Below are 13,017 nucleotides of genomic sequence, written 5' to 3'. Positions count from 1 at the left end.
CTTAGCCCTTCGAAGTCTTAAGCACTGCTTGTTGGAAGCGCTCGCCCATTGCGTCGAAGTTCGGCAACAACCGCTCCAGGCCCTGCATCGTCATCAAGCGCACGTTTTTCACCAGGTCTTCGTTCGTTACAGGATAGTTGTTCCAGAAGGTCGGAACCTTCACGTCCTTACGCGACATCACCGACATCTGCACTTGAATGAAACGATCCTGCGTCTCTTTTTCAAGCAAATAGCCGAGGAAGGCGTCTGCAAGCGCATCGTGCTGCGTGCCTTTAACCTTGATGTACCAGTCGCCGTAAGCGACGGTGCCGTCCGTCGGAATACCGGTCTTGTACGTCGGGCCGCCGTTCTGCATGAGACCGAGAGCATCGGCCGAATATATCTCCGCAAACGACGCCTGCTCCTGCAGCATGAGGAACGAGAGTTCAGCGCCATCCTTGTAGTACTTGGCGGGTCGCAGCCGTTCGACCGCATCGAAGATGGGATCGGACGCCATGCCGGGCTTCCAGTCATAGAAGGTGTTGAAGTCGACCTTGGCGCCCCACAGAGCCGAGATTGCGATCAGCCACCAGTAGGCGCCGGCGTCGAGCGCGAGCTTGCCTTCGAGATCCTTGTCCCACATCGTCGACCAGCTGAGCGGCTTGTCGGTCGTGAGCGCCGTGTTCATCATCGGGAGCAGGAAGCCGAGGCCCAACGGCACGCCGTAGTCGCGAGCGGCTTCCGGCCGTGCCGTGAGGTAGAACGGCTGCACTTCGGAAAGCTGAGGAAGCTTGGACCTGTCGGTCTTCGCGTAGAGGTCTTCGGCGAGCGCCCCGAGCGTGGTGTATTCCTCAGAGATGGTGATATCGAACGGAGGCTTGCCTGCCGGCGCCGCCTTCATCTGCGCGACCATCTGATCCCAGCCACCGACGAGCGAAACCTTCGTGCCGTACTTGGCGTTGAACGGATCGGAAATCGCGGTCTTGAATGAGTCCAGGTAACCACCGGACCAGGCGCAAACCGTCAACTCTTCGCCCTTGAAAGCGTCCTTGGCGTCGAGTGCGTAAGCGCGCCCGATAATTGCGGGCATCGGCAAAAGCGCGGCGCCGGCTAGGACACTGCCCGTCTGCAGTATCTGGCGGCGAGACAGAGTCTTCTTGTTGGTCTTACCTTCACCGTCATTCATTTCAGAAACTCCCGATGGCTGCTGGTGCTGTTGCGAAGTAGGTCAGGCGGGATCGCGTTTCGCCCGAGTTCGATGACTGGAGAAAGTCTCGTCGGGGCGGCGCGCAGATCGGCCTGATGACGAAGCCCGGCGCGCCGATGAGACAGCGCGCGTTCGGCGGAGCGAAGAAGGCGAATGGCCCGGGCTTTTGAAAAAGCCACGGCCGGCGCATTGCGCGGCCCGATCGCCACTTCGGCATTCCAAGAATGCATCGTGCCCCCGCGGCGCTCGGCCGACATTGAAGACAGTTCAATTAGTCCGTTCAACGCGCGTTGCGTCTCACGTCCGTCGAATGGCGCCTCGATTTGGATGTTTGTCCAAATTCGAGGCAGGTTGCGCATCAGGCAAGCAGCAGCAAACCGTAATGCGTATTTCAGAAGACTTAGACGACCGTATTTCGCAAATTGATCTAAGTCAACGACCCCCTTCCGCTCTTATGGGCTTTCTTTTTACAGTGGGCGCTCGGATACCCGCCCCGCGTCGCCATCCGATTTCCATACGCATCCTGAGCGCGACGACGCGAAGCGTCTCTCGAAATATTGCGCAATGGTGCGGGCGCGCGAGGTTATCCGCGCGCCGCCAGCTCGGGGCGCGCGGTCCAGCTCGACAGTTCGAGGCTTACTTGTAGTCGCCTTTCCTCATGCGCATGACGAGGAGACGCGTCACGGCGACGAACACGATCCCGGCGATGAGAGCGGCCGGTAGCGAAGCGGTGGTATATTCGTAAGGCCACCTGCTCTCGTAGGAGACAGGATTCAGAAGATAGAGATAGGTTGCGAAACCTGCCGCCATCGCGAGCAGAGCGGCCGGATTGAAGCCGCCCCAGAATTCGTAAGGCGTGCCCGGTCCATCTTGATAGATCCCACGGACGTTAAGCGAATTGCGCCGCAGCAAAAAGGTATCGGCGATTTGGATCGCGCATAGCGGCGCAAAGAAGACGCCGATGAACGCCAAGAACGTGCCGAAGTTCGAGAAGAACTCTTCGGGGATGAGAATGCCGACTGCCGCGACCGGCACGATCGAAAAGAGAATGAGCGTGCCCCAGCGCGCATCTCCGAGGGCCGGCACGCGGCGCAGGCCTATGGCGGTCGAATAGACACCGGCGAGCGATGGCCCAAGATTGGCGGCCATGATCAGCAGCAACGCAATGAGGCCATAGAGCGGGCCGCCGAGAGACACGAGCCACGCGGTCGGGTCCGGCACCTGCAGCACCAGCATCGCTGCGAGCCCGACAATGCTCAGCAATGGCAGCGACAATCCCATCGCCAGCATGGACGGCAACACAGACTTCGACGGAGACGGCGATTCACGGACGATCGTGCCGAAGTATGCCCAGAACCCAAGAAGCGAAACGATGCTGATTTCGACGCCCGTGACGTAATTCCAGGCCAAGCTTGGCGACGCCATCGACGGCTTTGCGACGGCCAGAGCTTCCGCGTTCGAGGAGAGCAGCTGATAGAGCATCCAAATGCCGATGCCCACGACGACGAAGAAGAGCACGTTGGAGGCGGCTTCAAGACCCTTGAGCCCGCGAAGCAGCACTAGATAGACGACGATACACGTCACCCCCGATACAATTCTGACGATCGTGAGGGAGCTTTCCGGATCGGCCAATCCCAGCGTGATCAGAGCTTGAGCAACGGCTTTTCCAAAGAATACGAGCAGCAGGGTATTCCAGCCGATGATCGACGCATATTGCAGGAAGACGGTGATCAACCAGCCGCGATTGCCGAACTGCGGCTTCGACGCTGCGATCGAGTCGATGCCGTATTTCGTCGACATCGGCACGACGGCAAGCGTGAGCATCAACATCCCGATCATCGATCCTGCGATCAACGCCGAGACACCCATTTTGAAATCGAGATAGAAGGCGACGTATTGGCCAATGAGATAAGACCAGTTCCCGCAGGCGGTCACAAGCAGGACGACGGTCAACTGTCTCGTCGTCCACGTCCGGTCTTTGACCGTCAGCGGCCAGCCGGATTCGGCTACGCTGTCCTGCGTCGAACTCATTTTCCCCCCTTACGATTTCTTCGCGATTTTCTTGATTCCAAAGTCCATCGAGAGCACCAGCACAGCACCTGCCAGCATGAAGACAGCCAGCAGCGCGATGGCATACTGCGAAGATGCGCCCTGCTGCTTGGCGAAGCCAACCAGATACGGGCCGAAAAAACCACTGCTGTTTGCGACGGAATTGATAAGTGCGATCCCGGCTGCGGCCGCGGGCCCTGTGAGGATCGCCGCCGGTACGGTCCAGAAGACCGGGAAAATCGACAGTGTGCAAGCGGATGCGATGGTCAGCAGGACGAGCAACAGAACCGGTGAAGATACGAAAGCGCACAACGCAAAGGCGGCCGCTGCGACAAAGTTCGGGATCGCGATATGCCAAATGCGTTCGCCCGTCTGATCCGAATGGCGGCCCCATGCCCACATGAAAAGCGCGGAGATCAGGTATGGCACGGCGACGACAAAGCCTGTTTCGGTATTCGTCAAGGACATGCTCTTGACGATTTGAGGCAGCCAAAAGCCCAGCCCATAGAGTCCTATGCCTGTGCCAAAGCAGGAGGCGGCAAGGACCAGCACGCGCCGATCCGTCAAAGCCCCTCGGATAGAGTGACTGTGGCTCGGGATATTCACTTCACGATCGGCCTTGAGACGGGCAAGCAGTGCGTCGCGCTCTTCTTCGGACAGCCATTTTGCCTTTGCGGGCGTATCCACAAGAACGAAGAAGCAGATCACGCCAAGGACGATTGCGGGCACGGCCTCAAGCACGAACAGCCATTGCCATCCACGGAATCCCAGGACGCCGTTCCATGCATCCAGGATCCAGCCAGAGAGCGGCGATCCGACAACCGTGGATATCGGGACGGCCATCATGAAGATGGATACGACGCGAGCGCGTTCCGCCGCCGGAACCCAGTTGGTGAGATAGTAGATGACGCCCGGGAAGAAGCCCGCTTCCGCCGCACCGAGCGTGAAACGTAGAACTGCGAGAACCTTGACGTCGGTGACGAATGCCGTCGAGGCCGACAACAGGCCCCACGTAACCATTATCCGCGCCAGCCAAATTCGCGCGCCTACCCGCGACATGACGATGTTGCTCGGAACCTCGAAGAGGCAATAGCCGAGAAAAAACACGCCGGCGATGAATCCGAACGCTTCAGGCTGGATCGAAAGATCCGCATTCATCTGAAGCGCTGCGAAACTGACATTGACCCTGTCCAGGTAGGCCGTGAAATAACCCGCGATCAGCAGAGGCAAGATTCGATACTGCACTTTGGCGAGCGCACGGGAGAGCGGTGGCGGCATATGATGATGATCCGTGATGCGGGTTCTGAGAGATCAGCCGAGAGACGCTGTTCTGCTCGAAAGGACTGGGTGGGATTGGCGGAGAAGCGGGACGCGCACGGCCATCAGGCGCCCGCCCGTTCCTGCTGATCGGATATCGTCTCATCGCGGATGGTCGAGAGACGCTTGTAGAAAAGATTGCTGTAAATCGACACTTCGAGCCGAGCAACTCCCTGAAGCGACCGGACGCTCTGGTCGATCACATCGAGCAGTTCGCGATCTGTCTGGCAGATGAATTCCGTCAGGATGTCATAGCGCCCGGCGCAGATGACAATGTAGGTTGTATTCGCCAATCGCGCTAACGCATCGGCGACGTCCTTCACGCTATGCCCGGCCGCCACATTGATCCCGACCCACGCCATCGACCGGAACTCGAGGCTCATCGGGTTGATCAACGCGATGACACTGACGGTGCCGGTATCTGACAAATTCTTGAACCGCAAACGCACTTGGCCTTCAGAAACGCCGAGTTCCTCAGCGACCTGCAAAAACGGCTTGCGTCCGTCCTCGCTCAGCGAGCGAATGATGCGAACATCCATTCCGTCTATCTCTCGGGGCCGCACGCCCGTCTCGCTCTCGGCCTTGTTCTGGGCGGCCGCGAAATGCGCGAGCTGATAGTGGAGACTGAGATAGGGCACGATCTCGATCGTCTGAATGCCCTCGATTTTGCCGACCTCGTTTTCGATCGTCGCCTGCAGGGCGGCGCGATCGCGACAAAGAACTTCGGCGAAAAGAGAAAAATGAGAGGCCGAAACGACGACGTAATCGATCGAGGGAATGCTCTGGAGCTGCCGTGCAATTTCACTCGCTGGACGGTCCGGCCGGTTCGTCATGCAAAGGAGCGCTGCCGCGCCATAGCCCAGCACCGATGGATCGGTAACCGCAGTAATCTGCATCACTCGCTGCTCGATCAGATCAAGGACGCGCGTGCGCGCGGTCTTCTCGGTCACTCCGACTTCGCGCGCGATGCGTGAGAACGGCATCCGTCCATCAGCTTGCAGCAGCGAAACGATGCTCCGATCGAGATTGTCGAGCGATGCGACGAGCCGGAGATAGTCCGGCGTCGTCATAGTTCCCTTCATTCAAGCCTCCCCAGCCAGCACGATACACCGCTCCTGCGAAAGAGCCCGAACCTCGCGATTGGATCAAGCCCGGAATGCGTTTCCCAGTCTTGACACGTAAGTTCGTACGAATTACAGCATTATCTAATGATATTTTGACGAATTACGGTTATGGGAGCGGCCATCGGTGAAAGTAGGGATCCTTCAGGAAGGCGAAGTAATGCCGGGCGTGAGTTACGCCCAACGCTACCGGGACATCATCGAAGAGGTCGCCCTCGCAGACAAACTGGGGTTCTCGACCTGGGGGACTTCGGAACAGCATTTCAGCCCTCCCCGGTTCACCGTCTCCGCTCCGGAGGTGCTCTACGCCGCCGTCTCGCAGCACACCAAGCGCATCAAGCTGCGCGTCATGTGCTCGGTATTGCTGAAGTGGAATCATCCCATCCTCGTCGCCGAGCGCCTTGCAACGCTCAACATCGTTTCTAATGGCCGCGCAGAGATCGGCACCGCCCGCTCCAACAATCTCACGACGCTCGGTGCCTTCGGCGTGAAGCCGAATGAAACTGTCGAACAATGGAACGATTCGATGGCCGTGCTGGCCAAGATCTTCGCCAGCGACCAACTCGAGCATGACGGTCCTGTTTGGAAAATTCCGCAGAGAACGATCGTCCCCTCGTTCGATAAGGATACCCATCCTCCTGTGTCCGTTGCCGCCTCCAGCGTCAAGACCCATGCTTCGGCGGGCGAAATGCAGATCGGCGCAATGTGTTTCGAAAATTACTTCGGGTTCGATTACCTGCAGGAATGCATCAACGCCTATCGCAATGCCTATCCGACCGGCCGCAACGCGATGCCGAACCCCAACTCCTACATGGGGCTTTACGTTGCGACTTCGTTCTGCGGGCCGACGCGCGCTGAGGCTGCCCGCATCGCTCGCGATGTCGCGCTCGGTTATTTCAAGTTCATTCTCGATCTTTACGTGCCGCTATCCAAGAACCCGAGCTACGAATACCTCGAGCGCATCCAGCTTTTGGAAGCCAACGAGACCAATCTCGACTTCCTGATGACCGAGACGCCTTCCGTGTTGATCGGCTCGCCCGCCGACTTCATCGAGCGGCTTCGGAAGCTTGAAGCCATGGGCATCGATGAGGTTTTGCTGCGCATCGACGGCGTTCCTCACGAAGAGATCATGAAGAGCATCCACTTGATCGGCACGGAGGTCATCCCCGCTGTCGACCGCGAGCACAAGATTGCAGCTGAATGACCGGAATCGATAGCACTCCAGAACCGGCAGACATCGTCGTTCTCAGCCGTCGCATCATAACGATGGACCCTGAGACCGATCCGCGGATCGAAGCCGTTGCCGTGCGAGGCAAGCGCATCTTGCGCCTGCTCCGCCGTGACGAAATCTCTGCGGTCACCGACGAGAAAACGCGGATCATCGATGTCGGCGATCGTCCAGTCATGCCGGGCTTCGTCGATCCTCACGCCCATATCGAAGTTGCATGCCGTTCCTCTTACGGCGTTGTCGACTGCCGCGCACCGGAATGCGGTACGATCGACCAAGTCATTGCGGCGCTCTCGGCAAAAGCCGTCGAGACGCCTCCGGGCGAATGGGTCGTTGGCCAAGCCAATCTCTTTTTCGACCGCAAGCTCGCCGAGAAGCGCTTTCCGACGCGCTACGAACTCGATCGCGTGAGCACTGCGCATCCTGTTGCGCTGCGCGCTGGCGGCCATCTCACCATCCTCAACTCGAAGGCGCTTGCGGTCTGCATGATCGACCGCAACTATTCCCCGCCTCCCTATTCGATCACGGGCCTTCCGAGCGTCGAGCGCGATGAGTCGGGTGAGCCGACCGGCATCGTGAAGGAGATGGACAATCTGCTGCCGTTCTCGGCCATGGATCGCGAACAGCTGGCTGCCGCCTTGCAGACGGGCATTCCGAAGCTCTTCACGCAGTTCGGCGTCACGACGATCGGGGAAATCTCCGAGACGGTCGACGGGCAGCAGATCATGAACGATATGGCCGCTCGCGGCGACCTGCCGGTATCCGTGCGGACATATCTCTGGGCACCAGGAACACTGGCGCTCGAGGCGGCATGCAATTGGAAGAAGAGTATTTCCGTCACCGCGCCGGACGATCTCTTCCGCATCCAGGGCGTCAAGCTGTTCGCCGACGGTGGCTTCTCTGCGAAGAGCGCGGCCGTCAAATTTCCGTATCTCGTGTGCGGATGCCGCGGCGGACACACATTCCGCGGCGAGGTCGCGCTCGATAAGGGCTTTGCCCAGCGCGCGATCGAACTGACGCAGAATGCGGGCTTGCAGTTGGCGGTTCACGCCAACGGCGACCGGGCGCAAGAATGGGTTTGCGATACGCTTCTCGAAATGGGCGGCGCTCCAACAGGGCGGATCCGCACGCGTATCGAGCACGCGGGCAACCTGATGCCTTCCGAGGTGACAGCGGATAAGTGGGCTGCGGCGGGCATCATCCCCGTTCCCCAACCTGTGTTCCTCTACACTTTCGGCGAATACTTCCCCGACTATCTTGGCGAGCACGGCGCGATCGGCCGCTTCTCGTTCTCCACGCTCATGAAGCAGGGCTGGCGGCTGTCGGGCAGCTCGGACGTTTGGGTCGGCTCGGAAAGAGGCGCAACGAATCCTCTCTTCAGCGTCTGGTGCTGTCTCAAGCGGGAAACGTATTCCGGCGCAACGCTCGACGCCGACGAAGCAATCACGCTCGATCAGGCGCTTAGACTGCACACGCTCGACGCGGCATCCGTGCTTGGCGAAGATGACGTTCGCGGCAGCATCGCCCCCGGCAAGTTCGCCGATCTGATCGTCCTCGATCGCGATCCGCACGCCGTTGCCGTCGACGAGTTGCCGAAGCTCAAAGTCGATCTCGTGTTCAAAAACGGCAAGCAGATCTGGGACCGTACGAAGACTGCGGGGAATTGATGCTTCAAACCAGCGAACTCGCGATGAAAGGCCTCCAACCCGTCGATCCTGGTGAGTTTCGCTCTGCGATGGGCGACATGCCGGGCGCCGTCACGGTCATCACGTCATGGGGGCCCGACGGCGCGCCATCGGGGGCAACGCTTTCCGCGGTCGTTTCGCTGTCGCTCGACCCGCCTCAGATGCTGGCGTGCTTCGATCATGGATCGAACACGCTCGCAGCCATCCAGTCTCATGGCCGCTTTCTCGTGCACGTGCTGGCGCACGGCCAGCAAAGCGTTGCAATGAAGTTCTCCGGGAAATCGCCGGATAAATTCAACGGCGTGGAATGGGAGGCCGACGTTTTCGGGCTCCCGAGGATCGACGGCTGCGTCGTCGCGGTCGCATGCGAACTCGATAAGATCATCGAATCCGGCGACCACAAGATCGTCATCGGCCGGGTGGTCGAAATCGAGCGCGCGGGCAAGTTGAATCCAATGGTCTATGCGCGCAGAAAAATGCTTCCATTCGAAAGCGACGGAGCGAACCAATGATACGCCTCACAGTAATTTACGGTGTGCCGACCGACGCCGCGAAGTTCGACGCGTACTATAGGGACGTGCACGCTCCGCTCGCAGCGAAGATGCCTCTCCTCAAGGACTTCAGGTATAGCCGCGGCGCGGTCACCAGCAGCGATGACGCGAAGCCGGTGCATCTCGTCGCGTTTCTCGACTATGCTTCCAAGGCCGATCTCGAGGCGTCTCTCAACTCGGAAGCCGGCAAGGCGGCGGTGGCTGACGTCGCCAATTTCGCCAACGGCGGAGTGACGATCCTGACGACTGATATTTAAGGCGCTGCGAACACGACAGGCGAACAGATATAGGGAATCCGGCATGGGCGGCTTCGATCCAGAACTTGAACGGCGCATTCGCTCTTTCGAAAACGCGACCGCGGATAACGCAAGTTTCACCTTTTGGGATTGGCTCGCGCTCGTGGCGCTTGGAGTAGTCTTTCCCGCCGGCCTCCTGATCTGGGGATGGCCGTGGTGATGCCAGCATCCCGGCGATCAGCGTTTTTTTCGATGAGCAGCCATCCTCGCTCGCTCGCACTCAACCAGCGTAGGTGAACCTCTAAATGTCGAATTCCGCTTCGAAGCAGACGACCGAATTTCTGTCCGCGCAGCACAAGCTCGTAATTGGCGGAGCCGAGGTCGGCAGCACGTCGGGAGAGAGTTTCGAAACTTTCGATCCGGCATTTGGAAAAGTGCTGGCGTCGGTCCAGCACGCCAAGCAGGCGGACGTCGATGCGGCTGTCGCCTCGTCGCAAGCGGCGCAGCAGGTGTGGCAGAAAATGGCGCCGAGCGAACGCGCTGCACTCATCATGCGGTTCGCTGACCTTATCGAACGCGATACCGCATGGATTTCGGAAGTCGAAAGCCTGGATTCCGGAAAGCCCAAGGTGCACATCGCAGCGGTCGACATTCCGTTGGCCGTGGGTGCGCTTCGCTATAACGCCGGCTGGTGCACAAAGCTCGCGGGCGAGACCATTCCCGTCAACGCTCCTGACATGCACGTCTATACGCGCCGCGAGCCCGTCGGCGTCGTTGCTGCGATCGTTCCGTGGAATTTTCCGCTCTGCCAAGCTTGCTTCAAGATCGCCCCGGCTCTCGCCGCAGGCTGCTCCGTCATCTTGAAGCCCGCTGAGCAGACACCGCTTTCGGCCCTCATTCTCGGAAAGCTTGCCCTCGAAGCAGGCATCCCGCCCGGCGTTCTCAACGTTCTGACGGGCGAAGGCGCGACGACGGGCCAGGCGCTCGTTGAGCATCCGGGCGTCGCCAAGATTTCGTTCACGGGCTCCGAAGAGGTCGGCAAGCATATCGCGCGCAGCGCTTCCAAGACGCTCAAGCATGTCTCGCTGGAACTGGGCGGCAAAAACCCGAACATCATCTTCGCCGATTGCGACGTCGACGCCGCCGCTTCGGTCGCCGCAGGCGCGATCTTCTTCTACAGCGGGCAAGTCTGCTCGGCGGGCTCACGCCTTATGGTCGATGCGGCCGTCTACGACCGCGTCGTCGACCGCGTCGTATCGGAAGCGAAGCAGCTCAAGCTCGGCCATGGTTTGAACGCCGATACGACGATGGGGCCGCTGATTTCCGAAGACCAGCTTGCGCGGGTCAATGGCTTCGTCGAACAGTCGCGCAAGGGCGGTATCGACGTTGCCATCGGGGGAGCGCGGGGCAAAGGCGATCTGGCATCCGGTTCGTTCTATGAGCCGACCGTCCTCTGCGGGGCGGACGATAACGCCAGCGTCGTCAAGGAAGAGATTTTCGGACCCGTTCTTACGATCCAGAAATTCAATTCTCTCGACGATCTCGTGCCGCGGGCGAACAACAGCAACTTCGGTCTCGCGGCCGGGATCTGGACACGCGACATCTCCAAGGCCCACGCTGCCGCCGCAGCGATCCAAGCCGGCACAGTCTGGATCAATACCTATAACCAGTTCGATGCAGCTGTCGGTTGGGGCGGCTTCAAGCAATCGGGCTACGGCAAGGACAACGGACGCGAAGGTCTCGATAAATATCTTCAGACAAAGACCGTTTGGGTCAACTACGCTTCATAACACTGCCAAGTTTTCCATAGACGGCCCGATGGAAGGCTGTCTTTAAAACTGTCGCGTCCGGTGATACGGACGCGCCCAAGAAGCCAAGGGAGTGAAAATGAAAAAGTACGTTATCGAACGGAACATACCCGGCGTCGGCGATTCAAGTGCGGAGCAGCTGAAAGGCGCAGCAGCGACTTCCAACGCTGCCCTGGCGAAGTTAGGGCCGGACGTGCAGTGGCTTCACTCCTACATCGCGGGCGACAGCACATTCTGCGTCTATCTCGCAAAGGACGAGGATGCGATCCGCAAGCATGCGGAACTCAGCGGCTTCCCCGCGAACCGCATCATCGAAGTCAAGACGGTCATTGATCCTTCGGCTGCAGGCTGAAGAACAGGCATTGGTTGGGGCACTATCGGGGCGCGCAGATGAAGGTCTGCGCGCCCCACTTCGTTTCACCGGGTATCTCAAACAGGGCGGCCGGCCTGAACCCGCTTTACAATCTTTCATATTAGTGAAAACCTGCGTCCCGCTTCATAGGGGGGCGAACGATGGTTGCCGGCTACCAAGCAAAGTCCGTGTGGGCCGAGCGCACTTTCGCGCCCCTGGCCTCCGACGCGTTGAAGCCGAGCGAAAAAGTCGATCTCGCCATCGTCGGCGGCGGAATTCTCGGTCTTTCCTCAGCCCTTCACGCAGCACGCTGCGGACTTTCCGTCTGTGTTCTTGAAGCGGCGAATGTCGGCGATCGTGCATCGGGCCTCAACGGCGGCCAAGTCATCCCCGGGCTGAAGTACGATCCGGATTGGCTGCTCCAACATTTTGGCGAAAAGCGCGGCGAGTCTCTCGTGCGTTTCGGGGCATTGCTCGCAGACGGCGTCTTCGATCTCATTGCGCGCGAGAAACTCGATGTGCCCATCCAGCGAGCGGGTTGGATCCAGGCGGCCCACTCGGAGGGTGCGGTGCGGACCGCCGAGCAGCGCGCCAAGCAATGGGCTGCAAGGGGCGTACCGGCCAAGCTTTTGAGCGCGGCCGATGTCAGCGGCCTCACCGGCGCGCGCGGATATCACGGCGGTTGGCTCGACCCTCGCGGCGGCGCTATCCAACCGCTCGCATATACGCGCGAGCTGGCGCGGGTGGCCATCGATGCGGGCGCCCGCATTGCCGAAAACACGCGAATAACGGCGCTAAAACGTGAGAATTCCGCTTGGGTTCTCAAGTCCGCCGATGGCCGTTCTCTCTCTGCGAACGGCGTCATCGTCGCGACGAATGCCTATGCTGATGCCCTCGTTCCGGGTCTCGCGCGGACGCTTCTGCCGCTGCATTCATTTCAAATCGCGACTGCGCCGCTCTCGGATGCGCTTCTCTCAACGATCCTGCCGGAGGGGCAGGTGGTCTCAGATTCCCGCCGTATCGTCGTTTATTATCGGAAGGGTCCCGACGGCCGTATGCTGCTCGGCGGCCGCGGATCGATGTCCGATCCGGCAGACCCTTCAGCGTGGGCTCATCTCGAGCACGCCTTGAAGCGGCTCTATCCGGCGCTTTCCAATGTCCCGATCGAAAATCGATGGTACGGACGTATCGCGATGACGCTCGATCACCTGCCCCATGTGCACGAACCCGAGCCGGGATTGCTCGTGGCAGCCGGATGCCAGGGCCGGGGTATCGGCCTGATGACCGGCCTCGGTCCTCGGCTTGTCGACTATTTCGTCACGAAGAACGCGGAACTTCTCCCGTTTCCGCCGACGCCGATCCGGCCGATCCCCTTCCATGCGTTTCGGAATGTTGGAATCGGGGTGGCGATCGCCTGGTATCGCCTCGTGGACATGCTGGAAAAGTAAGTGGGCGGATTGACAATTTCTCAAATGTGAAAAACT

The 13,017-nt window shown here is 59.7% G+C and carries 12 protein-coding genes; 7 read left to right on the top strand and 5 right to left on the bottom strand.

The genetic code is table 11. From position 1 onward, the window contains the following. Window position 1 precedes the first annotated feature (1 nt). From K2Q04_RS02420 to K2Q04_RS02400, 5 genes are all read right to left on the bottom strand, one after another. Window positions 2-1,165 (bottom strand): extracellular solute-binding protein, encoded by a 1,164-nt coding sequence (locus tag K2Q04_RS02420; protein ID WP_291158735.1) that lies wholly within the window; start codon window positions 1,163-1,165, stop codon window positions 2-4. Next, window positions 1,162-1,416 (bottom strand): hypothetical protein, encoded by a 255-nt coding sequence (locus K2Q04_RS02415; RefSeq protein WP_291158732.1) that lies wholly within the window; start codon window positions 1,414-1,416, stop codon window positions 1,162-1,164. Before K2Q04_RS02415 ends, K2Q04_RS02420 begins: the two co-directional genes overlap by 4 nt. 406 nt (window positions 1,417-1,822) lie before the next feature. Beyond that, the gene (locus K2Q04_RS02410; RefSeq protein ID WP_291158729.1) at window positions 1,823-3,217 is read right to left on the bottom strand and encodes a cytosine permease; all 1,395 of its coding nucleotides are present in this window, start codon (window positions 3,215-3,217) and stop codon (window positions 1,823-1,825) included. A 9-nt stretch (window positions 3,218-3,226) separates the two neighbouring features. After that, the gene (locus tag K2Q04_RS02405; RefSeq protein ID WP_291158728.1) at window positions 3,227-4,513 is read right to left on the bottom strand and encodes an MFS transporter; all 1,287 of its coding nucleotides are present in this window, start codon (window positions 4,511-4,513) and stop codon (window positions 3,227-3,229) included. 104 nt (window positions 4,514-4,617) lie between these two features. Then, complete coding sequence (locus K2Q04_RS02400) at window positions 4,618-5,634, bottom strand: AsnC family transcriptional regulator (protein ID WP_291158726.1); 1,017 nt, start codon at window positions 5,632-5,634, stop codon at window positions 4,618-4,620. A gap of 166 nt (window positions 5,635-5,800) precedes the next feature. Here K2Q04_RS02400 and K2Q04_RS02395 point away from each other — a divergent pair, with 166 nt between their 5' ends. The 7 genes from K2Q04_RS02395 (at window position 5,801) to K2Q04_RS02365 (ending at window position 12,981) form a co-directional block, all read left to right on the top strand. Then, window positions 5,801-6,877, top strand: a complete 1,077-nt coding sequence (locus tag K2Q04_RS02395; RefSeq protein WP_291158724.1) for an LLM class flavin-dependent oxidoreductase — start codon at window positions 5,801-5,803, stop codon at window positions 6,875-6,877. Continuing rightward, on the top strand, window positions 6,874-8,568 hold the full coding sequence (locus tag K2Q04_RS02390; protein ID WP_291158722.1) for an amidohydrolase: 1,695 nt from the start codon (window positions 6,874-6,876) through the stop codon (window positions 8,566-8,568). Before K2Q04_RS02395 ends, K2Q04_RS02390 begins: the two co-directional genes overlap by 4 nt. Then, window positions 8,568-9,098, top strand: coding sequence for a flavin reductase family protein (locus K2Q04_RS02385; RefSeq protein WP_291158720.1), 531 nt, complete (start codon window positions 8,568-8,570; stop codon window positions 9,096-9,098). Before K2Q04_RS02390 ends, K2Q04_RS02385 begins: the two co-directional genes overlap by 1 nt. Beyond that, a complete protein-coding gene (locus K2Q04_RS02380) occupies window positions 9,095-9,394 on the top strand; it encodes an EthD family reductase (RefSeq protein ID WP_291158717.1) in 300 nt (99 codons plus the stop codon). The genes K2Q04_RS02385 and K2Q04_RS02380 overlap by 4 nt, the downstream gene beginning before the upstream one ends. Before the next feature lie 284 nt (window positions 9,395-9,678). Then, entirely contained in the window at window positions 9,679-11,163 is a 1,485-nt protein-coding gene (locus K2Q04_RS02375; RefSeq protein WP_291158714.1) for an aldehyde dehydrogenase family protein, read from the top strand. 97 nt (window positions 11,164-11,260) lie between these two features. Next, window positions 11,261-11,533 carry a DUF4242 domain-containing protein gene (locus K2Q04_RS02370; RefSeq protein ID WP_291158711.1) on the top strand — a complete coding sequence of 91 codons (273 nt, stop codon included), beginning with the start codon at window positions 11,261-11,263 and terminating at the stop codon, window positions 11,531-11,533. A gap of 161 nt (window positions 11,534-11,694) precedes the next feature. Then, window positions 11,695-12,981, top strand: coding sequence for an FAD-dependent oxidoreductase (locus K2Q04_RS02365; protein ID WP_291158709.1), 1,287 nt, complete (start codon window positions 11,695-11,697; stop codon window positions 12,979-12,981). Window positions 12,982-13,017 lie beyond the last annotated feature (36 nt).

Source organism: Hyphomicrobium sp. (assembly GCF_019753045.1).
In the GTDB taxonomy this organism is placed as follows: Bacteria; Pseudomonadota; Alphaproteobacteria; order Rhizobiales; family Hyphomicrobiaceae; genus Hyphomicrobium_B.
Note: the sequence above shows the minus strand (reverse complement) of the source record. Positions and strands in the feature narration are given on the sequence as shown.

What these genes read in the sequence shown, in the direction of transcription:
- K2Q04_RS02400 (WP_291158726.1), bottom strand. Translation starts at nt 5,634, where the DNA reads ATGAAGGGAACTATGACGACGCCGGACTATCTCCGGCTCGTCGCATCG.
- K2Q04_RS02420 (WP_291158735.1), bottom strand. Translation starts at nt 1,165, where the DNA reads ATGAATGACGGTGAAGGTAAGACCAACAAGAAGACTCTGTCTCGCCGC.
- K2Q04_RS02410 (WP_291158729.1), bottom strand. Translation starts at nt 3,217, where the DNA reads ATGAGTTCGACGCAGGACAGCGTAGCCGAATCCGGCTGGCCGCTGACG.
- K2Q04_RS02375 (WP_291158714.1), top strand. Translation starts at nt 9,679, where the DNA reads ATGTCGAATTCCGCTTCGAAGCAGACGACCGAATTTCTGTCCGCGCAG.
- K2Q04_RS02405 (WP_291158728.1), bottom strand. Translation starts at nt 4,513, where the DNA reads ATGCCGCCACCGCTCTCCCGTGCGCTCGCCAAAGTGCAGTATCGAATC.
- K2Q04_RS02415 (WP_291158732.1), bottom strand. Translation starts at nt 1,416, where the DNA reads ATGCATTCTTGGAATGCCGAAGTGGCGATCGGGCCGCGCAATGCGCCG.
- K2Q04_RS02365 (WP_291158709.1), top strand. Translation starts at nt 11,695, where the DNA reads ATGGTTGCCGGCTACCAAGCAAAGTCCGTGTGGGCCGAGCGCACTTTC.
- K2Q04_RS02380 (WP_291158717.1), top strand. Translation starts at nt 9,095, where the DNA reads ATGATACGCCTCACAGTAATTTACGGTGTGCCGACCGACGCCGCGAAG.
- K2Q04_RS02385 (WP_291158720.1), top strand. Translation starts at nt 8,568, where the DNA reads ATGCTTCAAACCAGCGAACTCGCGATGAAAGGCCTCCAACCCGTCGAT.
- K2Q04_RS02390 (WP_291158722.1), top strand. Translation starts at nt 6,874, where the DNA reads ATGACCGGAATCGATAGCACTCCAGAACCGGCAGACATCGTCGTTCTC.
- K2Q04_RS02370 (WP_291158711.1), top strand. Translation starts at nt 11,261, where the DNA reads ATGAAAAAGTACGTTATCGAACGGAACATACCCGGCGTCGGCGATTCA.